This is a genomic window from Streptococcus australis (genome assembly GCF_019930045.1).
GTDB lineage: Bacteria > Bacillota > Bacilli > Lactobacillales > Streptococcaceae > Streptococcus > Streptococcus australis_D.
This window is the reverse complement of sequence record NZ_JAHZQQ010000001.1, coordinates 13,747-37,992: the sequence shown is the minus strand read 5'-3', so window position 1 is coordinate 37,992 and position 24,246 is coordinate 13,747. Positions and strand designations below refer to the sequence as shown.

The 24,246-nt window shown below is 41.4% G+C and carries 26 protein-coding genes and 1 riboswitch; of the genes, 22 read left to right on the top strand and 4 right to left on the bottom strand.

The genetic code is table 11. The features are described from left to right. Nucleotides 1-362 precede the first annotated feature (362 nt). The 7 genes from K1J10_RS00195 to greA all read left to right on the top strand — a co-directional run bounded on the left by K1J10_RS00195 (nucleotide 363) and on the right by greA (nucleotide 8,701). Entirely contained in the window at nucleotides 363-3,458 is a 3,096-nt protein-coding gene (locus K1J10_RS00195) for a DEAD/DEAH box helicase (protein WP_223355482.1), read from the top strand. Between the two features lie 57 nt (nucleotides 3,459-3,515). Further along, on the top strand, nucleotides 3,516-4,184 hold the full coding sequence (locus K1J10_RS00190) for a cystathionine gamma-synthase (protein ID WP_223355481.1): 669 nt from the start codon (nucleotides 3,516-3,518) through the stop codon (nucleotides 4,182-4,184). A 14-nt stretch (nucleotides 4,185-4,198) separates the two neighbouring features. Beyond that, nucleotides 4,199-5,533 carry a UDP-N-acetylmuramate--L-alanine ligase gene (gene murC / locus K1J10_RS00185; RefSeq protein WP_223355480.1) on the top strand — a complete coding sequence of 445 codons (1,335 nt, stop codon included), beginning with the start codon at nucleotides 4,199-4,201 and terminating at the stop codon, nucleotides 5,531-5,533. A 9-nt stretch (nucleotides 5,534-5,542) separates the two neighbouring features. Beyond that, a complete protein-coding gene (locus tag K1J10_RS00180) occupies nucleotides 5,543-5,971 on the top strand; it encodes a GNAT family N-acetyltransferase (protein WP_223355479.1) in 429 nt (142 codons plus the stop codon). Between the two features lie 12 nt (nucleotides 5,972-5,983). Next, complete coding sequence (locus K1J10_RS00175; RefSeq protein ID WP_223355478.1) at nucleotides 5,984-6,484, top strand: GNAT family N-acetyltransferase; 501 nt, start codon at nucleotides 5,984-5,986, stop codon at nucleotides 6,482-6,484. A gap of 62 nt (nucleotides 6,485-6,546) precedes the next feature. Next, nucleotides 6,547-8,157, top strand: coding sequence for an endolytic transglycosylase MltG (gene mltG / locus K1J10_RS00170; RefSeq protein ID WP_398577081.1), 1,611 nt, complete (start codon nucleotides 6,547-6,549; stop codon nucleotides 8,155-8,157). 61 nt (nucleotides 8,158-8,218) lie between these two features. Next, nucleotides 8,219-8,701 (top strand): transcription elongation factor GreA, encoded by a 483-nt coding sequence (gene greA, locus K1J10_RS00165; RefSeq protein ID WP_006595775.1) that lies wholly within the window; start codon nucleotides 8,219-8,221, stop codon nucleotides 8,699-8,701. Between the two features lie 400 nt (nucleotides 8,702-9,101). On the opposite strand, the gene yidC is transcribed toward greA, so the two are convergent. Both yidC and K1J10_RS00155 read right to left on the bottom strand, forming a co-directional pair. After that, a complete protein-coding gene (gene yidC / locus K1J10_RS00160) occupies nucleotides 9,102-10,040 on the bottom strand; it encodes a membrane protein insertase YidC (RefSeq protein ID WP_223355476.1) in 939 nt (312 codons plus the stop codon). 78 nt (nucleotides 10,041-10,118) lie between these two features. Then, entirely contained in the window at nucleotides 10,119-10,397 is a 279-nt protein-coding gene (locus tag K1J10_RS00155; RefSeq protein ID WP_048715417.1) for an acylphosphatase, read from the bottom strand. Nucleotides 10,398-10,470: 73 nt separating this feature from the next. Between K1J10_RS00155 and K1J10_RS00150 the strand changes: the two genes are divergently transcribed. From K1J10_RS00150 to yidD, 14 genes are all read left to right on the top strand, one after another. After that, nucleotides 10,471-11,217, top strand: a complete 747-nt coding sequence (locus tag K1J10_RS00150; protein ID WP_223355475.1) for a TrmH family RNA methyltransferase — start codon at nucleotides 10,471-10,473, stop codon at nucleotides 11,215-11,217. Between the two features lie 30 nt (nucleotides 11,218-11,247). Continuing rightward, entirely contained in the window at nucleotides 11,248-11,736 is a 489-nt protein-coding gene (locus tag K1J10_RS00145; protein ID WP_140814251.1) for an HDIG domain-containing metalloprotein, read from the top strand. A gap of 29 nt (nucleotides 11,737-11,765) precedes the next feature. Further along, nucleotides 11,766-12,452 (top strand): Bax inhibitor-1/YccA family protein, encoded by a 687-nt coding sequence (locus K1J10_RS00140; RefSeq protein WP_006595780.1) that lies wholly within the window; start codon nucleotides 11,766-11,768, stop codon nucleotides 12,450-12,452. Nucleotides 12,453-12,534: 82 nt separating this feature from the next. After that, a complete protein-coding gene (locus tag K1J10_RS00135; RefSeq protein ID WP_223355474.1) occupies nucleotides 12,535-13,785 on the top strand; it encodes a diaminopimelate decarboxylase in 1,251 nt (416 codons plus the stop codon). Nucleotides 13,786-13,841: 56 nt separating this feature from the next. Beyond that, a complete protein-coding gene (locus K1J10_RS00130; protein ID WP_006595782.1) occupies nucleotides 13,842-14,084 on the top strand; it encodes a YneF family protein in 243 nt (80 codons plus the stop codon). Between the two features lie 79 nt (nucleotides 14,085-14,163). Further along, nucleotides 14,164-14,958, top strand: coding sequence for a glutamate racemase (gene racE / locus K1J10_RS00125; protein WP_006595783.1), 795 nt, complete (start codon nucleotides 14,164-14,166; stop codon nucleotides 14,956-14,958). Next, entirely contained in the window at nucleotides 14,955-15,923 is a 969-nt protein-coding gene (locus K1J10_RS00120) for a nucleoside-triphosphate diphosphatase (RefSeq protein ID WP_048688311.1), read from the top strand. The genes racE and K1J10_RS00120 overlap by 4 nt, the downstream gene beginning before the upstream one ends. Continuing rightward, on the top strand, nucleotides 15,908-16,429 hold the full coding sequence (locus K1J10_RS00115; protein WP_048688308.1) for a metallophosphoesterase: 522 nt from the start codon (nucleotides 15,908-15,910) through the stop codon (nucleotides 16,427-16,429). Before K1J10_RS00120 ends, K1J10_RS00115 begins: the two co-directional genes overlap by 16 nt. Then, nucleotides 16,426-16,887, top strand: coding sequence for a cyclic-di-AMP-binding protein CbpB (gene cbpB / locus K1J10_RS00110; RefSeq protein WP_154857558.1), 462 nt, complete (start codon nucleotides 16,426-16,428; stop codon nucleotides 16,885-16,887). The genes K1J10_RS00115 and cbpB overlap by 4 nt, the downstream gene beginning before the upstream one ends. Next, nucleotides 16,884-17,615, top strand: coding sequence for a site-specific tyrosine recombinase XerD (gene xerD / locus K1J10_RS00105; RefSeq protein WP_048688302.1), 732 nt, complete (start codon nucleotides 16,884-16,886; stop codon nucleotides 17,613-17,615). Before cbpB ends, xerD begins: the two co-directional genes overlap by 4 nt. Continuing rightward, entirely contained in the window at nucleotides 17,615-18,325 is a 711-nt protein-coding gene (locus tag K1J10_RS00100) for a segregation/condensation protein A (RefSeq protein ID WP_048715402.1), read from the top strand. The genes xerD and K1J10_RS00100 overlap by 1 nt, the downstream gene beginning before the upstream one ends. Continuing rightward, entirely contained in the window at nucleotides 18,318-18,887 is a 570-nt protein-coding gene (gene scpB, locus K1J10_RS00095) for an SMC-Scp complex subunit ScpB (RefSeq protein ID WP_048789536.1), read from the top strand. Before K1J10_RS00100 ends, scpB begins: the two co-directional genes overlap by 8 nt. Next, on the top strand, nucleotides 18,877-19,605 hold the full coding sequence (locus K1J10_RS00090) for a pseudouridine synthase (protein WP_023024093.1): 729 nt from the start codon (nucleotides 18,877-18,879) through the stop codon (nucleotides 19,603-19,605). The genes scpB and K1J10_RS00090 overlap by 11 nt, the downstream gene beginning before the upstream one ends. Continuing rightward, nucleotides 19,605-19,862 (top strand): membrane protein insertion efficiency factor YidD, encoded by a 258-nt coding sequence (yidD, locus tag K1J10_RS00085; protein WP_223355473.1) that lies wholly within the window; start codon nucleotides 19,605-19,607, stop codon nucleotides 19,860-19,862. The genes K1J10_RS00090 and yidD overlap by 1 nt, the downstream gene beginning before the upstream one ends. Nucleotides 19,863-20,093: 231 nt before the next feature. On the opposite strand, the gene K1J10_RS00080 is transcribed toward yidD, so the two are convergent. Together K1J10_RS00080 and trkA are read right to left on the bottom strand one after the other, a co-directional pair. Continuing rightward, a complete protein-coding gene (locus K1J10_RS00080) occupies nucleotides 20,094-21,554 on the bottom strand; it encodes a TrkH family potassium uptake protein (RefSeq protein WP_223355472.1) in 1,461 nt (486 codons plus the stop codon). Between the two features lie 3 nt (nucleotides 21,555-21,557). Then, nucleotides 21,558-22,913 (bottom strand): Trk system potassium transporter TrkA, encoded by a 1,356-nt coding sequence (gene trkA / locus K1J10_RS00075; RefSeq protein WP_125374413.1) that lies wholly within the window; start codon nucleotides 22,911-22,913, stop codon nucleotides 21,558-21,560. A 300-nt stretch (nucleotides 22,914-23,213) separates the two neighbouring features. Between trkA and K1J10_RS00070 the strand changes: the two genes are divergently transcribed. Beyond that, the gene (locus tag K1J10_RS00070; protein ID WP_125374412.1) at nucleotides 23,214-23,756 is read left to right on the top strand and encodes a tRNA (cytidine(34)-2'-O)-methyltransferase; all 543 of its coding nucleotides are present in this window, start codon (nucleotides 23,214-23,216) and stop codon (nucleotides 23,754-23,756) included. A gap of 85 nt (nucleotides 23,757-23,841) precedes the next feature. Then, nucleotides 23,842-24,059, top strand: a riboswitch (FMN riboswitch). Nucleotides 24,060-24,246: the final 187 nt, after the last annotated feature.

Here is a 24,246-nt window from a genome sequence, read left to right as displayed (position 1 = left end):
ACCATTTTTAACATAAAATAGCTAGCTATATTTCAAATAATGACTTTTATTTTTGGAGTCATTCAAGTAGATCTGAAACTTTCCGCCGTGAGAAAAGTGCTAGAAACAAGATTGTTTCTAGCACTCGGGAGTTTTGGAACCTTGGATCCAAAACTAAGTCATGGAACTTCATAGAAGTTCGCTGACGTCCGTACTCACCTAAGGGAAGTTTCTAAGAATACCTCTTCTTTAATTTGAATGGAAAAAGAAAAGTGGAGTAGGTGATAGTAAAATCAGGCATTGAATTCTTCACAATTCTTTGTCTTTTTTTCTATTTTAGAGGGGATATGATATAATAAAGGGATAAACATAAGGTGGTAAATATGGCAAAATTAATTCCTGGGAAAATCCGTTCAGAAGGAATCCTTCTCTATGAAAACGGGAAAGTATCCCTACAGGAAATGAAGAATCAGTACCTCTATTTCAGAATTGACAATGATTCCCTCCGGTATAGTCTTGATGATCAAGCAATTTTTTGTAGTTGTGATTTTTTTCAAAAGAAGAAATTCTGTGTGCATTTAGCTGCGGGAGAAGCCTTTTTAAAAAATGATGAAGAAGGGAAGGAACTCTTACTTGGTTTGGAGCAAGACGCAACAGAGAGCCAAGAAACAAAGGAAAAAGTATCTTTTGGAAGTTTGTTTTTAGATCAGGTCCTGCCAAAGATTGAAAGCAAAGAGGTCCGTTTTGGGCTCTCAGCGACCGGTCATGTAGACGACTATTCTGGTCAGTTTTTGTGGACCCTTCGTATCTATCGCAGACCGGATGAGAGAACTTATGTAGTGCGGGATGTTGTGGCATTTTTGCAAGCTATCAGAAAACAGTCCCATTTTGCAATTGGGAAAAGTTATTATGAGCCGATTTCCTACGCAGCCTTTGACCCTGAAAGTCGTGCCTTGATACGATTTTTAGAAGGCTTATTATCGGGGGATCCGATACATGATGCCCTCTTCTTTCCAAATGGAGGCCGTCACCTTTACTTTCCAATGAGCTTCTTTGAAGAAGCTGTACAATTATTAATGGATCTACCGTCCTTTACCCTTGAAGTCGGGATGGATACCTATCAGGAAGTTTTCTTTCAAGAACTCCAAGAAGATTCAGGCTTGTTTTCTTTCCAAGTAGTGGAAATGAAGGAGTTTATCGAACTACAGGTCCAAGTGGCTTCCTATAAAATGGTGGAAGGTCGCTTTCTTTTGGCAAATGGCCATTTTCACCAAATCTCACCACTTCAAAAGATTTTGATTGAGGCTGTTCAGAGTTTACCCCTATCCAGTGATCAGAAGAGACATGTTCAATTTGATTTGTCAGATCAGACCAAATTGACCTATAGTTTAGAGCAATTTAAGAAAATTGGAGAGGTGAAAGCACCAAGTAACTTCTATATTCACGATTTTCAACCTCACTTTGCTTTTGATTTATCGGAGCAAGGAGAAGTGCTGCTGGATCTAGTTTTTGTCTACGAGGACCGTATCGTTCGCTCTGAGAAAGAACTTAAGGATCTGCCTTATTCCAGTAATTTTGATAAGGAACGTTTGGTTTTTGAAACCATCTTGACAGCTGGCTTTACCAATCAATTTCAAACAAAACGAGCTCCTCTCCTTCCCAAGCAGATCTATCCCTTCTTTCAGCAGACCCTTCCCTTGTTTGAAGAACTGGGAGAGGTCGAAGTTTCGGATAAGTTGTTAGATCTGTATCAGGTTGAAAAGCCAAAGATTGCCATTCAAACCAGTGGTCGTCTCCTTGAGATTGGTTTTGAATTTGACTCCATTGATCCCTCTGAGATTGAGCAAGTGATGAGTGCCTTGGTTGAGAAGAATGACTATTATATCAGTCAATCAGGAAAGGTTCTAATCTTTGATGAAGAAACCAAGCGGATCAGTCAGACTTTATTGAATCTTCGTGCAAAGAAGACAAAAACAGGTCAGTTACAAACCAATCGCATTGCAGCCTTCCAGCTCTCCCAGTTATTTGAGTCAGCTGACAATGTCCAATTTTCTGAAGAGTTTCGTCACTTGGCTCATGATTTGATTCATCCAGAGCAATTTCCATTAGGTAAGCTACAAGTAAATGCTAAACTTCGAGATTATCAGGAAGTCGGAGTCCGCTGGCTATCCATGCTCAATCACTATGGTTTTGGGGGGATTTTGGCAGATGATATGGGGCTTGGAAAGACCCTCCAGACCATTGCCTTTCTCTCAAGTGTTGCGACGGCGGATTCTAAGATTTTGATTTTAGCCCCATCTAGTCTAATCTATAATTGGAAAGAGGAGTTCGAAAAGTTTGCTCCACAAATGAAAGTGGAGGTTATCTATGGCCTCAAAGCAAGTCGCGACGAGGTGATTGCAAGCAACCCTCAGGTAGCGATTACCAGTTACGCTTCTTTCCGCCAGGACGTAGAGCAATACGAAAAAAATCAGTACCAATACTTAATATTGGATGAAGCCCAGGTCATGAAAAATTCCCAAACCAAGATTGCTCAATACTTACGGAAATTCGATGTTCCTCATACCTTTGCTTTGTCGGGAACTCCAATAGAAAACCATGTAGAGGAACTCTGGTCGATTTTCCAAATTGTGCTTCCTGGTTTGTTTCCGGGTAAAAAAGAATTTAAACAATTGAGTCCAGAGACTATTTCTCAATACGTCAAGCCCTTTATCATGAGACGGAAAAAAAGTGAAGTCTTGCAAGAACTTCCAGATTTGATTGAGATGACCTATAAAAATGAATTAGCTGACGATCAAAAAACGATCTATTTAGCCCAGTTGAAGCAAATGCAAGCCCGCATTCTAAGCTCTTCTGAAGAGGAACTCAATCGCAGTAAGATGGAAATCTTATCTGGTTTGATGCGTCTTCGTCAGATTTGTGATACTCCATCCCTCTTTTTAGAGGACTATACTGGAGAAAGTGGGAAGCTGGATAGCCTTCGAGAATTGCTAGAGCAGATCAAAGATGGAAACCAACGAGTGTTGATCTTCTCACAATTTAGGGGCATGTTGGATATCATTGAAAAAGAGTTGGATGCTCTGAAGATGACTTCGTTTAAAATCACAGGATCTACGCCAGCTAATGAGCGCCAAGATATGACCAACGCCTTTAACTCCGGTCAAGGAGATGCCTTTCTCATTTCCTTGAAAGCAGGTGGAGTTGGCTTGAATTTGACGGGTGCTGACACGGTTATTTTAGTTGACCTATGGTGGAACCCTGCGGTAGAAGATCAAGCCATTGGTCGTGCCCATCGAATGGGACAAGATAAGAATGTTGAGGTCTACCGGATGATTACTCGAGGGACCATCGAAGAAAAAATTCAAGAGCTCCAGACTAGCAAACGTCATTTAGTTTCTACAATATTAGATGGTACCGAAACGCGCTCCAGTCTTTCTATTGAAGAAATTCGGGAAATTTTGGGTATTTCGGTGGAATAACTTGAAAAATTAAATGAATAGTTTATAATTAATGAAGTGTCGAAAGGAAGAAATAGGATGACGGATAAGCATTTCCCTCAAGTAGCAGATGATGAAATTATGCTAACTCAAATGCCCCATATGAATTTATATGATGATGGGGACTTCATTAGTAATATTCTTGGGGACTATACAGATAAAAATTATTTGGAATGGGAGCCAATTGCTACCGGAAAGGCAGCAGAGCAACCTTATCAAAAAAATCTACAAAAATCCCTTCAAAAACCATTTGAAGTGCCTAAGTCAAGAAGGCAACCAATGACTCCTGATTTCAAGGAGCCTGTTGATAAAAAGAGCCCGGCGAATCGCTACGCAGAAGAAGCTCGTGAAGTAGCGCGTGCTGATTTGAAAAAGAAGCGGACGGCTCCGTATTTAACAGCAGATATTGCATCAAAACCCAATCGTAAAAAATTCACCCCTTCTTTCATGCCAAAAGTGAAGCCGACAGCTCCTTTTCAAAAAGAAAATCCTGGTGAATTGATTAAATATGGTGAGCGACTGAAACAAGAGCAATTGATCCTTTTAGAAGGGGCTGAGGAAGTTCCAGTTCAAGAATCCCATCAAGAAGAGAAACCCAAAAAGAACAATTATGATTTCTTGAAAAAGAGTCAAATCTATAACAAGGATCAACAGAACATTCCAACGAGACTCATTAAACAAGAACTCAATGTGACCAATCTGGACTAGCGGGAGGAGAAACTATGTCAAAAACATTTCATTTTATCGGAATAAAAGGAGCTGGTATGAGTGCCTTGGCTCTCATGCTCCATCAGATGGGACACACTGTACAAGGATCTGATGTAGAGAAATATTACTTTACCCAAAGAGGTCTGGAGCAAGCAGGGATTACCATCCTACCTTTCAGCGAAGAAAATCTTACTGGAGATCAAATCTTGATCGCTGGAAATGCTTTTAAACCTGAGAACAACGTAGAGATTGCTTATGCAGATGCTCAAGGCTATACCTATCAACGCTATCATGAATTCTTGGGTGAATTTATGCGTGATTTTGTCAGCATGGGAGTAGCAGGAGCTCACGGGAAAACCTCTACTACAGGGATTTTGTCTCACGTTCTGTCTAATATCACAGATACTAGCTATTTGATTGGGGATGGAACTGGTCGTGGTTCGAAAGGTGCTAAGTACTTTGTCTTTGAATCAGATGAGTACGAACGTCACTTCATGCCTTACCACCCAGAGTATTCAATCATCACTAATATTGATTTTGACCATCCTGACTACTTTACTGGCCTAGAAGATGTCTTTAATGCCTTCAATGATTATGCTAAACAAATCTCCAAAGCCTTGTTCATCTATGGTGAAGATTCTGAGCTTCGTCGGATTACAGCCAAGGCTCCGATTTACTACTATGGATTTGAAGAAGAAGGCAATGATTTTGTAGCCAGTGATCTCTTGCGGTCTACTACGGGATCAACCTTTAGTGTTCACTTCCGTGGGGAAGATTTGGGACAATTCCAAATCCCATCCTTTGGCCGTCACAATATCATGAATGCAACAGCGGTCGTTGGGTTACTTTATATCGCTGGGTTCGATCTTGATTTGGTTCGGGAACACTTAAAAACTTTTGGCGGGGTCAAACGTCGCTTTACAGAAAAGATTGTCAACGATACCGTCATCATTGATGACTTTGCCCACCATCCAACTGAAATCATTGCCACTTTGGATGCAGCCCGTCAAAAATACCCAAGTAAGGAAATCGTAGCGGTCTTCCAACCTCATACCTTTACTCGGACGATTGCCCTTTTGGATGAGTTTGCGGATGCTTTGAATCAGGCTGATGCGGTGTACTTGGCACAGATTTATGGATCAGCTCGCGAAGTGGATCATGGGGATGTCAAAGTCGAAGATCTAGAAGCAAAAATTATCAAGAAATCAGGTGTGATTACAGCTGAAAACGTTTCTCCACTCTTGGATCATGATAATGCCGTTTATGTCTTCATGGGAGCAGGAGATATCCAGACCTATGAATATTCATTTGAACGTTTACTTGGGAACTTAACCAATAATGTTCAATAAGGAGATACCATGCAACCAAGCGTTAGGATTCGGTTTGCTAAAGAAAATGATTGGGATGAGATCGAACAGATCACGTCCCAAAATTTTTCTTTTCAAAGAGAGAAGCTGCAAGAACTGAATGGGTTCAGGACCCTGGTCTTGGAATTTGAAGGGCGAGTGATTGGAAGTTGCCTGATTCAGTTGGAGGAGCAGTTCGAGAATCCCTCTTTAAAATTATTGTGGTTGGAAATTCTTCCAGACTTTAGAAAACAAGGCTTTGGTATCTTGCTACTCGCCGCACTCAAGTCTCTTGTAGCTCAAGAATCCTTGTTAGGGATTCATGTGACCTGCCAGGAAGAGTTGATTCCGTATTTTGAAATGAATGATTTTCAACTAGAGATAGGGGATAAGGAAGAAGGAGTGGAGGGCTATCACCTAATGTGGCACCTATCCCTATAGAAAGGAAGAAAAATGAACATTCGTCGTGCAACTATGAATGATTTAGAAGCCATTGTTGCCATAGAACTGGAAAATTTTAGTCCAGAAGAGGCAATAGATAAGACGGTGCTTGCAAAATATATTGAAACGTTTAATAATAGCTTTATAGTCGCTGAAAAGGATGGCCAAATTCTTGGCTATCTAGAAGGCCCAGTGACACAAACTAGATATGTCGAGGACCGCTCTTTTACAGCGGACGTAAAGGACGAGTCCCATCTACCAGGAGGTTTTATTACCCTTACGAGTCTTTCGATTTCTCCGTCTGCCCAAGGCTTAGGAGTTGGGAAAGCCCTACTTGAAGCCATGAAGAATCTTGCCTTAGAAGAAGGACGAGAAGGGATCAGCCTGACTTGTCATGATTACTTGATTGAGTATTATGAAAGGAACGGCTTTGTAAATGAAGGACGCTCGGCCTCTAACTATGCTGGGGAAGTCTGGTACGATTTAGTATGGGAGGTCCCATCAAGTAAGTGATCAATAGGATTTAAGGCCCTCAAGCCTCGTTCCTATTGCTTTTCTATCCCTTTTAAGATATAATATTAAGGATTATGACAAGGGGGGTCAAGTATTTGACTGAAAACCAACAAGAGAATGAAAAATTATTAAGCTTCAAAGAGCGGATTCTACGTGATCTTGAAGAAGCCAATAAACAGATTGTACAGGTTGAAAAAGAAAATGACTTACCTGTTCAAGAAATCACTATTCCAGAAATCAAAGAAGACGAGACGGAAGGACCGCTTACTGAGCATGTATCAGAAGAGTCCGAAGTTCAGGAAACCGTAGAGATTCCAGAGGAAGTAGAAAAAATAGAAGTACCAGAGGTTGCAGAGGTTCCTGCAATTCAGGAAGTAGCCGAAGAGAACCAAGAAGAAACACCTCTACCAATCGAAGAGCCAACTCGAGAAGCAGAAAGCTCAAGTCAGCCTGTGGCTGTTTCGAAAAAAGAAACACCTGTATCTAGTGTTTCGCGCAAGGATCGGGACCAACGTGTTCAGAAAAAGAAAAAGCAGAACACCATTGCGAAACGAATCGTCTTGACGGTTCTAGGAATTCTTTTTGTCTTAATGGTTGCAACTGGAATTTTTGCAGTGACCTATGTTCAATCTAACTTAAATGCTATGGATGCCAAGGCTACAGAGTTTGTAACCGTTGAAATTCCTGCTGGTTCTAGCAATCGTGAAATTGGGACTATTTTGGAGAAAAAAGGCTTGATTAAGAATGGCCAGTTCTTCAACTATTACACCAAGTTCAAGAATTATGGGAACTTCCAATCCGGTTATTTCAATCTTCAAAAGAGTATGGATCTAGATACCATTATTCAAAAATTGCAAGAGCAAGGAACTAAAACTCCGGAACCACCAGTCTTAGGAAAAATTACCATTCCTGAGGGCTACACGATTGATCAAATCGCGGAAGTGGTTTCTGTGGATGCGAGTTCCAAATCTGGTGCCAAGACTCCATATACGCAAAAAGAATTCCTAAAAGTCATCCAAGATGATGCCTTTATTGAAAAGATGGTAGCTAAATATCCTAAGTTATTAGCAACCTTGCCGTCCAAAGAAAGTGGCGTACGCTACCGCTTGGAGGGATATCTCTTCCCAGCTACTTATGGTTATGGAAAAGATAGTAAAATGGAAGATCTTGTGGACCAAATGTTAGCTGCGATGGACCAAAATCTTTCAGCCTACTATGACACTATGGAAGCTAAAAATATTGATGTCAATGAGGCATTGACTTTGGCTTCTTTGATTGAAAAAGAAGGCGCTACCGATAAAGACCGCAAGGATATTGCAAGTGTCTTTTATAACCGTTTGAATCAAGACATGCCTCTTCAAAGTAATATTGCCATCTTGTACGCACAAGGCCAGTTAGGCAAGAAGACGACTCTTAAAGAAGACGCAACAATTGATACCAATATTGAATCACCTTATAATATCTACAAGAATACTGGTTTGATGCCTGGTCCAGTAGATAGTCCTGGACTATCTGCAATTGAAGCAGCCGTCAACCCAAGCAAGACAGACTACCTCTACTTTGTAGCAAATGTAGAGACTGGGGAAGTCTATTTTGCAAAAACTTATGAGGAACACACTAAAAACGTGGAAGAACACGTGAATAGCAAATTAACAGAAAGCAGCTCAAACTAAGGAGGATGTGGCATGCCACACCTTTTTAGTTCGAAAAAATATATAGAAAAGAGAAAGAAATATGGCAGAAAAAACCTATCCAATGACCCTAGCTGAAAAGCAAAAATTAGAACTTGAATTAGAAGAGTTGAAATTAGTTCGTCGTCCAGAAGTTGTAGAGCGGATTAAAATTGCTCGTTCTTACGGAGACCTTTCAGAAAACAGTGAATACGAAGCAGCTAAAGACGAACAGGCTTTTGTTGAAGGACAAATCTCCAGCCTAGAAACAAAGATTCGTTACGCTGAAATTGTCGATAGTGATGCTGTCGCTGTTGACGAAGTAGCGATTGGAAAAACAGTTACTGTTCAAGAAATTGGCGAAGACGAAGAAGATGTTTACATTATTGTTGGTTCAGCTGGAGCGGATGCTTTTGCTGGTAAGATCTCAAATGAAAGTCCAATCGGTCATGCCTTAATTGGTAAGAAAACAGGGGACACTGTGACGATTGAAACTCCAGCAGGAAGCTACCAAGTGAAAATCTTAAACGTTGAAAAAACAGAATAAAAAATGAGAGTGAGTCACTCTCATTTTTTTTTGAAGATAAAGTCTTCTGAAAAACTTTACTTAGGTGAGTAAGGACGTCAGCGAACTTCGAAGAAGTTCCATGACTTAGTTTTGAGACCTTCGCTCTTTAATTTCCAGGCTCAGGCTAAAACAGTTCCCCAAACTGTTTTACTCTCAAAACTCCCGAGTGCCTGAAACACAATAGTTTCAGGCACTTTTCTCACAGCGGAAAGTTTTTCATCTTCTTAAATAACTAAAAAATAAAAGTCATTTTTTGATAATCATCTAACTGTTTTATGTAAAACAATAGTTTGTATCTATTATTATATGAGAATGAACCACTCTCATTTTTTTGTAGTAATGGAAAAGCCGAGATATCATCTCGGCTTTTTTGCTAATATTAGTTACGGTTGCGTTGTTTTCCAGCGTTTCGTTTTTTGTTTCCGTTAGTTGGAAGGGAACGATTCGCATTGGTTGGATTAGTAGGTGTAATATCTTTTTTAACGCGACGTCCATTGGATGCTGGAGCTTTTGGAGGGTTGTTTTTATATTCTTCAGCAACTTGTTTCCGCAATTTTGGACGGATGAGGTAGTTGATGACAAATTGTTGAATAATCTGTACGAAACCACCGACTACCCAGTAGAGAGTGACGCCAGCTGGTGCCATTAAAGAGAAGACTGCAATCATAATTGGACTTACGAGAGCTGTTTTCTTCATAGTTTCTCTTTGGTTTTCATCTTCGATACCATGGAGAGAAAGCATACTTTGAATGTAGTAAAGAACAGCAACAACTAAGGTTAAAGCTAGACTTTTTGAACCGAGACCAATGCCAAGGAAAGAGTCCTTGCTAATACCAGGAGTGTATTGAGCTGCAAAATAAAGGGCAGAGAAGAAAGGCATTTGAATCAACAAAGGTAGACATCCAATACCACCAAATGGGCTGACACCATTTGCTTTTTGAGCATCCATCAATTCAGAGTTGGCCAATAATTTTTCTTCTTGAGTCTCCGCATTTTTGATGCGTTCTTGGATCGGCGCAAAGATTGGTTTGAGGTAGTTCATCTTCTCAGACTGGTAGGTTGCCTTCCAAGATTGATAAATACCTAGAGGGAAGATGATGACTCGAACAATCACTGTCACGAGGATAATCCCTAGACCAAAGCCAAGGCCAAGATCTGTCGCAAAGAAATTGATGGCTTCCCCCATCGGTTTTCCAATGAGGTTCCAGACGAAACCAGTTGGTTGTTTGGTTGTCTTGTCGATGCTGACACATCCTGTTAAGAGGAGGAGGGCAGACAAGCTGAAAGCAGCAAGTAGATAACGTTTATATTTTTTCACGAGTTACAATCCTTTAATTTTAAATAATACCTTTCTATTCTACTGTTTTTTTATTAAATTAACAATAGTTCTCTGGACTTAATTTGAAATTTTAAAATCTTTGTAGGGTTCGAAGTTTGCCAGATGGACGTCTAGATAAGAAACCTTTGAAAAAGGAGTAGGGCCTTTTCGTATTTCTTGGATAAATTTGGCCATGCGGGCATTGTCTTCGCAGGCGGCAAGGATAGTGACCGTTCCGTCATCATTGTTCCAGACCCGGCCTGTAATACCTCCAATTTCTAATGCTAGGCTATAAACTCCCCAACGGAAGCCAACACCTTGAACTCGACCTTGGGCCGTCATTTCAACTTTTTGCATGCTTGTTCCCCTTGTGCTTGAATTCCTACTCAGGACGGAGAAGCTCCTCCTGTGAATGTGGTATAATAGTCTTATGAATATTATAACCTCTAAGTCCAATAATGGGATCAAAAAAGTTAAAAAACTTCATCAAAAAAAATACCGAGTCGACTCCTACCTGATCGAAGGCTGGCATCTTTATGAAGAAGCTATCAATCATCAGGCTCCGATTGAACAAGTCTTTGTTCTGGAAGAGTTTGTTGATAAAATCAAGGTCGATGCGAAGGTGACCATCGTAAGTCCTGAGGTTTTAGCGGAAATTGCTGATTCCAAAAGCCCTCAAGGAATCGTGGCAGAAATTAAGATACAGCCAATCCAGCATCTTCAGCTGGCTCAAGGACGGTATTTATTGTTAGAGGATGTTCAAGATCCAGGAAATGTCGGAACCATGATTCGGACTGCTGACGCAGCAGGCTTTGACGGGGTGCTTCTAACCGATCAATCAGCAGATTTGTATAATATGAAAACCTTGCGCTCTATGCAGGGGAGTCATTTTCATCTTCCTGTTATCCGTCTGCCTAAAGAGCAACTCTTAACAGCCATTGAAGAAAGTCAGCTACCCATCTATGCGACCACCTTGTCTCAGGATTCTATTGACTATAAGCAAGTGGAGAAAGTCCCTGCTTTTGTACTGGTCATGGGGAATGAAGGACAAGGTATTAGTGACCAGATGGCTGAGAAGGCAGATCAGCTGGTTCATATCACCATGCCAGGTCAGGCAGAGAGTCTGAATGTCGCTGTTGCTGCAGGGATTTTGATCTTTTCTATGATCGAAGAATAGTGCGTTAGTCAGATAGAGGAGGTGATACGCATGTATCGACAAGACAAAGAATATATGGCTGAAGTCGGACATTTGATCCAGCATCCCAAACTTCAAAAATTAAAGGAAATTCCCCACCATATTCATTCCAACCGTTTGGAGCATTCTATTCACGTTAGCTACACTAGCTACCGCATTTCTAAGAAGATGGGCTGGGATACCAAAAGTACAGCAAGGGGAGCTCTCTTACACGATCTTTTTTACTACGACTGGCGGCAGGTCAAATTTAACAAGAGCCATGCCTGGGTACATCCTCGGATAGCTGTCCGAAATGCCAAAAAGATAACAAGCCTCAATAAAAAAGAAGAGGACATCATCCTCAAACATATGTGGGGCTTGACGCTTGCTCTACCTCGCTACAAAGAATCTTTCCTCGTGACCATGGTCGATAAATACTGGGCGATCAAAGAAGTCTCAGAACCAATGAGAAAAAAGTGGTCAAAGAGGAGACTTTTCCATCGAAAAATGTTAAAATCATAATAATTTAAGTTTGAAAGGAATAATTGATGATGAATCAACAAACCGTTATCCACGAACAAAGTGGTCTTAATAGCTTTTATAGCAAAATTTATTCTCTAGTTGGAGTTGGAGTTGGAATCTCAGCTGTTGTATCAGCTTTGATGATGACACTTTTCCAAGAAACCTTCATATATATTCTAACTCAGGCTCCATGGGTCTACTATATTGCCATTGCTGTTGAATTGATTTTGGTCCTGGTCGCTTCGAGACAATCTGTGAAAAACAATCCCATGGCCTTGCCTCTCTTTTTAACTTATTCAGCTCTGAATGGCTTTACCTTGAGTTTTATCATTGCACGCTATGCTCAAGCGACAGTTTATAAAGCCTTCGTCGTTAGTGCCTTGATGTTCTTCATCATGTCTGCCATTGGTCGTGTGACCAAAAAAGACTTGTCTGGAATGGGACGAGCATTTATGGGGGCCTTGATTGGTATTATCATTGCTTCGATTGCAAACATCTTCTTACAAAGCTCTGGTATGGATTATGTCCTTAGCATTCTTTGTGTTATCATCTTTGCAGGTTTGACTGCTTGGGATAACCAAAAGATTCGTTATGTCTATGAACAATCCAATGGTCAGCCAACCAATGGATGGGTTGTTGCTTTGGCTTTGGAACTCTATCTTGATTTCATCAACTTGTTCATCAATATCTTACGTATTTTTGGACGCAACGATTAATAGAAAGAGCTGGGAAACCGGCTTTTTTTGTTTGAAAACTTGTGATATACTAAAGAAAATTGATAGAAAAGAGAATCTTCACATGAAACGTCCATTTATTAGTAGAGAAAAATTAAAACAAATTATGGAAACCTATCCAACTCCCTTTCACCTATATGATGAAGCTGGGATCCGGCAGACAGCTCGTGCTCTCCATCAAGCCTTTTCTTGGAATCCAGGCTTTAAGGAGTATTTTGCTATCAAAGCGACCCCTAATCCAGCCATCCTAAAAATCCTCAAAGAGGAAGGCTGTGGCGTGGACTGTGCCAGTTATGTAGAATTGCTGATGGCACAAAAATTAGGGTTTACAGGCCAAGAAATTATGTTTTCTTCCAACAATACACCGGCTGAAGAGATGGTCTTTGCCCGTCAGCTAGGAGCGACTATCAACTTGGATGCTTACGAAGATGTAGCCTTTCTACAATCTGTTGCGACACTACCGGAGGTCATCTCTTGCCGCTATAATCCAGGAGGGGTGTTTGAACTGGGAACGGATATCATGGACCATCCTGAAGAGGCTAAGTTCGGCATGACCAAGGAGCAATTAATCCAAGCATTTACGGAGTTGAAAGATTTAGGAGTCAAACGATTTGGGATCCATGCCCTCTTAGCTTCGAATACCGTCTCCAATGATTACTATCCAGAATTGGCTAAGCAATTATTCCAGTTGGCAGTAGAAGTGGTTGAAAAGACAGGGGTTACCTTGGACTTTGTCAATCTCTCTGGTGGGGTTGGAGTGAACTACAAACCAGAAGACCAACCAAATGATATTGCTGTGATTGGGGAGGGTGTTCGTAAGGCTTACGAGGACATTTTAGTTCCAGCAGGCTTGGATCAAGTGAAAATCTATACAGAATTAGGCCGCTTTATGCTAGCACTACATGGCCTATTGGTCACCCATGTCACCCATAAGAAACAGACTTATCGGACCTATCTAGGAGTAGATGCTTCGGCTGTCAACCTCCTCCGTCCCGCTATGTACGGGGCCTACCACCATATTACCAATCTCGATCGTCCAGATGGAGAGACAGAAGTAGTAGATATTGTTGGTAGTTTGTGTGAAAATAATGACAAGTTTGCCAAGAATCGGGAATTTCCTGTTTCTGAGATTGGGGATCTTTTGGTCATCCATGATACGGGAGCGCATGGTTATTCCATGGGCTATCAGTACAATGCCAAGCTCCGCTCTGCGGAGATTTTATTAGAAGAATCGGGCCAAACTCGTCTCATTCGACGGGCCGAAAAACCAGAGGATTACTTTGCAACATTGTATGGCTTTGACTTTGAAAAATAGGGCCTTTTTGGTATAATAGAAAATGTGTAAATATTGAATTTAGGAGAAAAACACTTATGTCTACATTTTTGACAATTTTATTGATTATCCTTGCTTTTTTTGGTGGAATGTTGGCCGGTATGTATCTACTTCGCAAGCAGTTTGAAAAAGAATTTGCATCAAACCCACGTTTGAATGTTGAAGCGGTTCGTACATTATTGGGAGCTAGTGGTCAACGTCCAAGTGAAGCGAAGGTGCAACAAGTTTACCGTCAAATTCTGAATCAACAAAAAGCATCTTTAAATACGAAGAAGAAATAAAAGCAAAACAGATGACACAATAAAATAAGTAGGGGGACTTTAAGATTTTTCTTGGTCCCTTGTTTTGAAAGGAAGGCAGATGGACAATCGACCAATTGGTTTTTTGGATTCGGGTGTCGGAGGGTTAACCGTTGTTCGCGAATTGATGCGGCAACTCCCCCATGAAGAGGTGGTCTATATTGGTGATTCCGCTAGAGCACCTTATGGCCCGAGACCAGCAGATCAAATTCGTGACTATACTTGGGAGATGGTTCGTTTTCTCCTAACGAAAAATGTGAAGATGATTGTTTTGGCCTGTAATACGGCGACAGCAGTTGTATGGGAAGAGGTGAAAGAAGCCTTGGATATTCCTGTTCTAGGAGTGATTTTGCCAGGAGCTTCCGCAGCGATCAAGGCGACAAAAAGCAAACGAATTGGAGTCATTGGGACTCCAATGACGGTCGCCTCAGATATTTATCGTAAAAAAATTCAAAGCCTGTCACCAGAAATGGCAGTAGAGAGTTTAGCTTGTCCGAAATTTGTCCCTCTGGTTGAATCCAATGAGTTGCAGTCCAGTGTTACAAAAAAAGTTGTCTATGAAACCTTGAAACCTTTGGCTGGGAAAGTGGATACACTGGTTTTGGGATGTACCCATTATCCTCTCCTTCGCCCTATTATTCAAAATGTCATGGGGCCAGAGGTTCAATTAATTGATAGCGGTGCTGAGTGTGTCCGGGATATCTCGGTCTTGCTCAACTACTTTGAGATTAATCGCAGTCGTCAACTGGAGGACTGCCACCATCAGTTTTATACAACGGCCAATGCAGCCAGTTTTGCAGCGATTGCCAAGACTTGGTTGCATCAAGTTGTTCATGTGGAGCATGTAGAATTATGAACCAAAAGATATATGAATACAAAGATGCCTTAAATTGGTTTCTAGCTGAATGGGGAGATCGGAGTGACTATAACGAATATAGTGAAGTCTCTTCAGAAGCTTCTGAGCTTGTTGACTTAGTAGAATCACTAGTTGGAGACACAGACTTGGGCTTTCCCCTAAATGTAACGGTTGTTCGTTACGCCTCTAGTTTGCAGTTTTTGACCTTCCTCTTTCAAATCGTTGAGGAAACACTAGGTCGCAAAATTGAAATCGTGCAGCGTCAAGGAGCTCTTCTCATTGTAGAAGGAGAGCAATTGCTCTCTGTTTATCTACCAAAAAATGGTCTTCCACTTGCAGATTTTTTGGGCCAGGAAGGTCTTAAGGATCGCTTGCTAATCGCTACTCGGAATGAAGGAAAAACCAAAGAGTTTCGTCAGATCTTTGAACAAATGGGTTTTGAAGTCGAGAATCTCAATGACTATCCAGATCTTCCAGAAGTCGCTGAAACAGGAATGACTTTCGAAGAAAATGCTCGCCTAAAAGCTGAGACAATTTCACAGCTAACAGGGAAAATGGTGTTGGCAGATGATTCAGGACTCATGGTCGATATCCTTGGGGGCTTACCAGGTGTCTGGTCTGCTCGCTTTGCAGGTGTGGGAGCGACCGACTTAGAGAACAATGCCAAGCTCTTACATGAGTTGGCGATGGTCTTTGAATTGAAGGATCGGTCAGCAAAATTTCATACAACCTTAGTGGTTGCCAGTCCTGGTAAGGAGAGCCTTGTTGTGGAGGCAGATTGGCCAGGATATATCAATTTTGAACCAAAAGGTGAGAACGGGTTTGGCTATGATCCCCTCTTTTTAGTAGGAGAAACAGGTAAGACATCTGCTCAACTAACTCTAGAGGAGAAAAATCAACAATCGCATCGTGCTTTAGCCGTGAAGAAATTAGTGGAGGTATTCCCAGCATGGCAGAACAAGTAATTATCGTCATGAGCGATTCTCATGGAGATCGTCAGATCGTAGAAGAGATCAAAAACCACTATAAAGGAAAGGTCGATGCCATTTTTCACAACGGGGATTCTGAGTTAGAAAGTACCGACCCTGTATGGGAAGGCATTCATGTTGTCAAAGGGAACATGGACTTTTATGGGGAGTACCCTGAACGTCTGGTGACGCAATTGGGTCCTACTCGGATTATTCAAACCCATGGTCATCTTTTCCAAATTAATTTTAGTTTTCAAAAGTTAGATTTGTGGGCCCAGGAAGAAGATGCAGATATCTGCCTCTATGGCCATCTGCATATTCCGGATGCTTGGAAGGAAGGGCGTACCCTTTTTCTGAACCCTGGGTCAGTCAGTTTACCGAGGGGGCCCATTCAAGAGTGCCTCTATGCTAAAGTGGAAATTGATGCAGATTCCTATCGAGTTGAATTTTTAAATCGGAAACATGAGGTCTATGAACCTCTTACAAAGGAGTTTGATCGATGATCGCCAAGGAATTTGAGGAGTTTATTCTCCGAGAAGAAAAGACTTTTTTGACTCCAGCGCGCAATTTGGCTGTCTTGATTGATACGCATAATGTGGATCATGCCATCTTGGTGCTGAGTCAAATTAGCTACACTCGCGTTCCTGTTGTGACCGATCAAATGAAATACGTAGGGACGATTTCTTTAACAGATATTCTTTCTTACCAAATGAAACATGATTATTCTGATGAAGTCTTTTCATCCATGGACATCGTTCATATGACAAAAACGGATGGGGAGCGCCTTGGAAAAGACTATACTGTGACGGAAGTCTTGCATAAGTTGGTAGAGGAATCCTTTCTACCGGTTGTTTCAGAGGATGGAGTCTTTGAAGGAATCATCACTCGAAAATCCATTTTAAAAGCCATCAACTCCCTCATGCACAATTTCTCAAATGAATATGAGATGAGGAAAAAATGAAAGAATACATAGCTAGTTTTATCAAAGAAAAAGACTTGAGTGAAAATTCACAGACGGCTTATTCTTATGATTTGGATCAGTTCGTGGATACTGTTCATAACCATGTCTCAGATACCAATCTTCGAATTTATCAAGCTTCGATTAAAGATTTTAAACCAGCTGTTCAAAAACGGAAGCTTTCAGCCGTCAACCAATTTTTGTTTTATCTTTATCAACATCAAGTTATCGAGGATTACCATCGCTTGGTCCTTCCGAAAGTCTCTGTGCCGAAAAGCCACGACCAAGAACTATTGGACTTATCCCTCTTGTGGGAAGGGTCAGAACTATCCCAAGGTCGCTTGATTGCCCTATTGATTGTCGAGATGGGCTTGTTGCCTAGTGAAATTCTTCAGTTGAAAATCGTTGATATTGAACTCGATTTTCAGGTTTTGCGAGTAGGAAAAGAAGGGCAAAAACGGGTCTTGCGTATTCCGGATGCTCTTCTAGGAGAGTTGACGGATTTGATGACGGGGACTTATTTATTTGATAACAAGGGCAAGGCCTACTCACGTCAGTGGGGCTTCCGTCAATTAGAGTCCTTCCTATTGGAAAAAGGGTTTGAGAATCTTTCGGCACAATCCTTACGGGAACAATACATTTTAAAACAAAGAGAACAGGGGATGGATCTGTTTAGCATCGCCCGCGAGCTCGGTTTAAAAACTCTTGTTACCTTAGAAAAGTATAAGTAATGGATATTAAAATAAAGGATTTTGAAGGTCCCTTGGATCTTCTCTTACACCTCGTTTCAAAATACCAAATGGATATTTATGAGGTTCCTCTGATTGAGGTGATCGAGCAGTACTTAGCCTATCTAACGACCCTTCAAGCCATGCGACTTGAGGTTGCTGGTGAATACATGCTGATGGCCAGTCAATTGACCTTGATTAAGAGTCGGCGTCTCCTTCCAAAAATTGCGGAGCAAGCAACGGATGAAGAAGATTTGGAGCAGGATCTCCTGTCTCAAATCGAAGAGTACCGGAAGTTTAAACTATTGGGTGAAAAGATGGCCCTTCAACACGAGGAGAGAGCCCAGTACTTTTCAAAACCCAAAACGGAATTAGTCTATGATGATGCTGAATTGGTCCATGACAAGACCACGATAGATCTTTTCTTGGCCTTTTCAAAATTGTTAACGAAAAAGAAGGAAGAATTTCGACAAAATCATACGACCATTGTTCGAGACGAGTATAAAATTGAAGACCTGATGAATGTTGTTCGTCACTTGTGTCAACCTGGTAAGAGAATCTTACTACAAGATATTTTTGAGGAAGCCAAGGATGTCAACGAACTGATTACAGTCTTTTTGGCGACTTTGGAATTAATTAAAGTACAAGAAGTTGAGGCTCTTCAGGAAGAACCATTTGGAGATATTATTTTAGTAGGATTAAAGAATGAGTAAAATTGCAGAGATGGAGGCCCTCTTGTTTGTTGCAGGAGAAGATGGTTTGACAATTAGGCAGATTGCCGATCTCTTATCCCTTCCTCCCACAGGGGTGATTCAAAGTTTAGAAAAATTGGCCCAGAAATATGAGCAGGATCAAGATTCTAGTATGGCCTTATTAGAGACAGCGTCAACCTATAAATTAGTGACCAAGTCCCAATATGCAGAGCTGTTACGTGAGTATTCAAAGTCACCAATGAATCAAAGTCTCTCTCGTGCCGCCTTGGAAACTCTCTCCATCATTGCCTATAAACAGCCGATTACTCGGATTGAAGTCGATGATATTCGAGGGGTGAACTCTAGTGGGGCTATTTCAAAATTACTTTCTTTTGAGTTGATTCGAGAAGATGGGAAGAAAGAAGTCATTGGGAGACCCAATCTCTATGTGACGACAGATTACTTTTTGGATTACATGGGGATAAACCATCTAGACGAGCTACCAATTGTTGAAGAGACTGAGTTAATCGGTCAAGAAAGCCAATTATTTACAGAAAGAACTGAGGAAATTGATGAGAATTAATAAATATATTGCTCATGCTGGTGTCGCAAGCCGCCGCAAAGCAGAGGAATTGATTAAGCAAGGCCTTGTCACTGTAAATGGCCAAGTGGTCCGTGAATTGGCGACGACGATCAAGTCTGGAGACAAGGTAGAAGTAGAAGGTCAACCAATATACAATGAGGAGAAGGTTTACTACCTCTTAAATAAACCAAGAGGCGTCATTTCCAGTGTATCAGACGATAAAGGGAGACCAACTGTTATTGATTTATTACCGCAAGTCAAGGAACGGATTTATCCTGTCGGTCGTTTGGACTGGGATACTTCAGGTGTCCTGATTTTGACCAATGATGGTGATTTTACGGATGAAATGATCCATCCGCGTAATGAGATTGATAAGGTTTATGTTGCGCGTGTGAAGGGATTGGCGAATAAAGAAAACTTGCGTCCTTTGACACGTGGTGTGACCATTGATGGGAAAAAAACCAAGCCAGCAACTTATGAAATTCTAAAAGTTGACCCAGAAAAGAATCGCTCAGTTGTCCAATTGACTATCCATGAAGGGCGCAATCACCAGGTCAAGAAGATGTTTGAAGCTGTTGGCCTTTTGGTGGATAAATTGTCTCGGACCCAATTTGGAAATCTAGACGTTTCTGGACTTCGCCCTGGTGAATACCGCCGACTCAATAAAAAAGAAATCAGCCAATTGCATACTCTTGCGGTGACAAAGACGAAAAAATAATGAAGAAATGTGCAATCGGACTTGTTCGTCTCTATCAACGCTTTCTTTCGCCCCTCTTTCCGCCTTCCTGTCGCTATAATCCTACCTGTTCCAACTATATGATTCAGGCTATTGAACGGCATGGTTTAAAAGGGATTCTGATGGGGCTTGCTCGAATTCTCCGTTGCCATCCCTGGAGCACGACGGGAGTGGATCCAGTTCCAGATCATTTCAGTCTGAAAAGCCACCTAGAAGAGGAAGAGAAAGGCAAAAATTAAGATCGAACATACTTTAATCAAAAGTCTCACTCAGAGCAAAGAAAAAGAGAGTGGGACAGAAATCGGTCATTGGTTAGAATTTGATTTCGTCGTCCCACCTCCGCACAGTTGAGTAGGGCTGTAAAAGCTGATGAAATCAGCGTAGTAGAGCCCACACAACCACTGCGTCTTGCTCGACAATCCAAAGACAATAAAGAGGCTAGGACTTTTGTCCCAGCCTCTTTTGTTTTTTTAGCGGTCTGACCAAGTGCGTGGCATAAAGAGCAGTAACATAGGGTAGATTTCCAACCGTCCTGCAATCATGGCGATCGATAGTAAGAGCTTAGAGATTGGGCTAAAGATAGCAAAGGTATCCGTTGTTCCAATCATCGGTCCGATATTGTTAAAGCAACTAAAGACAGCGCTGACGACCGTCATAAAATTATTGCTATCAAAGCTGACAATCGCAATGAGAGAGATCATAATCAAGGTATAGACTACGAAGTATTTTAAGATTTTGTGCTGGGTATCCTTATCCAAGGCTGTGCCATTCACATGCAGGGTCATCACCCGATTGGGTGAGAGGGTCGAACGAATTTGATTCTTCCCGATTCGAGCTAGAATTAAGAAACGAATGACTTTCAGCCCCCCTGCAGTTGAGCCAGCCGATCCACCAACCACCATGAGCATGAGGAGGAGGAACTGAGAAAAGACCGGCCAATCAACAGTGTTGCCAAAACCAAATCCAGTCGTGGTAATGACGTTGGACACTTGGAAAAAGGACATTTCGAAACTATCTGCAAAATTGTGATAGAGGTGAAAAATGTTGCAGGCAATCAGTAGGGAAGAGACACCGACAATCATTAAATAGGTACGAAGTTCTTCATCGCCGAAAAAGGCTTTGAACTTGCGAAGCATGATGTAGTAGTAAAGGTTAAAGTTAACCCCAAAGACCAAGACTCCGAAACTGACCAAATAAGTGATGAGAGTCGAATGGTAGTGGGCAATTCCATCGTTAAAGACGGTGAAACCACCAGTTCCGGCTGTCCCCATGGCAATGATAAAACTATCATACAGGGGCATGCCAGCACAGAAGTAGATAATGACGAAGAGGAAGAAGAGGGCCAGATAGAGATAGTAAAGGATTTGAGCTGTATTCTTGAGTTTGGATACAATTTTACCAAATACCGGGCCAGGAACTTCTGCCTTCATCACTTCGAGGTGGCTGTTCTTATTATTGTCCATAATCGCTAGGGCAAAAACCAGCACCCCCATCCCTCCGATTAAGTGGGTAAAACTACGCCAGAAGAGAAGAGAAGGGCTAAGGACAGAGACGTCATTTAAAATGGTAGCCCCTGTGGTTGTGAAGCCAGAGCTAACCTCGAAAAATGCATCAATGATGTTTGGAATTTGTCCTGAGAAGACAAAGGGGAGAGCACCGAAGAAGGACCAGAGGATCCAACACAAAGCTACAATGAGAACGCCTTCTTTGGCGTAGATGTGAAAATCTTTGGGCTTGAATAAGGTACCAATTCCTCCAAGGATGAGGAGGATGGCAATGGTTGCAAATAGAGAGATAAAGACAGCCGGACTATCTTTCACAACAAAATCATTCTTTAGATTGAGGAGTGCAACGACAATCGGAACACAAAGCAACATGGCTTCAATCAAAAGGAGTTTTGCTAAAAGGTAGCGAATCATACTTTTATTCATGGCTTACCCCTCTATCAAATCATAGATTTTCGTGATATTGCTGATTAAGGTGGTAACGATAATTCGGTCCCCAATCAAGAGGTGATCATCCCCAGTTGGGAAAATGGCTTTCCCATTTCGGATAATGGCCGCTATCAGAACACCTTTTTTCAATTTCAATTGAGCCAAAGGCTTGCCAGTCATCTTATTTTCTTCTCGAATCTGGAATTGAAGGGTTTCAATTTGACCATTGGCAACGTGGTGCAAGGCTTCAAGATTCGAATAACGGGCATTGTAGCGTCCGCGGATGAAATGCATGATCGTATCAACTGCGATTCCTTTGGGTGTCACAATACTTGAAAAATCTTGACGATCAATGATTTCAAGTAAGCTGGTTCGATTGACCTTGGTAATATTCTTTTGTACACCAATACTATTTAGGAACATGGAAGAGATAATGTTTTCTTCATCGACGCCCGTTAAGGTTGCCACGGCATCAAAGTTACCTGCGCGTTCCTCCATTAGGATATCTTTTGATGTCCCGTCGCCTTGGATGACATAGAGGTCAGGGAATTCTTGACTAAACCATTCTGCTCGTTTTTGATCGATTTCAATCACTTTTAAGTCGATTTTTCGTTTATTATTACTAAGAATATTCAGAAGATAGTAGGAAATCTTACCAGCACCAATGAGGAGGAGACTTTTAACAACCTGAGGACGAATGCTATTGTGGAAATTCACAATTTCCACTCGATTTCCCGTCATAAAAATCTTATCAAAGGCTTGTAAAGTGAAGTCCCCATCTGGAATAGTTAACTGTCCTTGTCGTTCGATAGCACAGATAATAATGTTTCCATATTTCTTCCTGAATTGAGAAAGGGTCATCTGACAGAGAGGGCTTTCCTCTTTGATTATAAATTCCATAAAAGCGACCCGTCCACTAGCAAAATGCTCAACAGACAAGGCGTTTGGAAAGTCAATACTGTTAGCAATGTAGCGAGCTGCTAGAAGCTCAGGATTGACGACTAGAGAGAAGCCAAGAATATTTTTTTCTTTGAAATAAGAATTTGAGTATTCTGGATTCCGGACGCGGACAACGGTCTCTTTGGCTCCCATTTTCTTAGCCAAAACGGCAGATACCATATTGACTTCGTCTTGCTCTGTCAGGGCGACAAAAATATCGCAGTCAGCCACATCTGCTTGTTCTAGAATTTTAAAGTTGGCACCATTTCCAACAATACCAATGATATCGTAGCGTTTGGTAATATGATTAACAACGGCTTCATCTTGTTCAATCAAGATGACATCGTGATTTTCCGCGACGAGGGAACGACAGAGGGCTGTTCCGACCTTACCGCCTCCAACTACAATAATTTTCATGAATATTTCCTCCAAAGTATGATTCTATCTTACTCTATTTTCAAAAAAAAATCACCTCTTAATGGTGCAAATAGGGCATAAAGAGCCAGAGTCTCTTCAATACATGAAAGAGAATGTAAAAAAGTGAAATTTTTGGGCCGAAATAGTTGACAGGAGGGATGAAAGTGGTATACTGATACAGTAACCTCATTGATTTACCTCAAACCTGTTGTGAGTTAAGTTAATGAAGTCGTAACCACGCTGTTTGCTGAGCTTGACTCCGGGCAGTGTGGCTATTTTTTTGTCGGAAAAGAGATCGTGATGAATATCGAAGAATTAGCTTATACAGAAACCAAATCAAAAAACCATGTAGTCCTCTATCAACCTCAAATCCCCCAAAACACAGGCAATATCGCTCGCACTTGTGCAGCTACCAATGCCCCTCTTCACATCATCCGTCCCATGGCCTTCCCTATTGATGATCGGAAGATGAAACGAGCTGGATTGGATTATTGGGATAAGTTAGACGTCCGCTTCTACGATAGCTTGGAAGAATTTATGGAGGCTGCGGCTGGAGGAAAGGTTCACCTAGTATCAAAATTTGCTGATCGAACCTATTCGGAAGTAGCCTACAATGATGATGCAGAGCATTATTTCATTTTTGGTCGTGAGGACAAAGGCTTACCAGAGAATTTTATGCGACTCCATGCTGAAAAGGCGATTCGGATTCCGATGAATGATGAGCATGTCAGAAGCTTGAATGTCTCCAATACCGTGTGCATGATTGTTTACGAAGCCCTCAGACAACAGGAATTTGCTGGATTAGAGCTAGTCCATCAGTATGAGGGAGACAAGTTGAAGTAGGAAGAGGCTCTTTACAACAGGGACTTCGTTGTAACTTTTGATATTACAAAACACTTGCAATAGCAGGTGTTTTTTGATATGATAAAGGAGTCTTCAGGGCAGGGTGTGATTCCCGACCGGCGGTGACTTTTACTAGCTATTTTGGCTTACTCGTCGTTGTCTTGTCTCGATATACGATAGTATTATCTTCGACTGCAACGCCTAGATTAATCCAAAATATCTTCGTAAAAGAAGTCCGCGAGCGCAAGCTGATGTGGTGTGACTCCACAACCGACAGTATAGTCTGGATGGGAGAAGACGAGAGAGGAACAAACCTGTTCTTTTTGACGATGGACTTGATGGAAATTTTGTTGATTTTATAAGAAATTAGTCTTTGCGCTTTTTTCTTGTAGCATCAAGGCTTTTTTCGTCAAGTATTAAGGAACTGTTTAAGTTTTCTTTAAAACGATTGAAATAGAATAAGGTTAAGGGAATCTTTCCAACTTCTTCT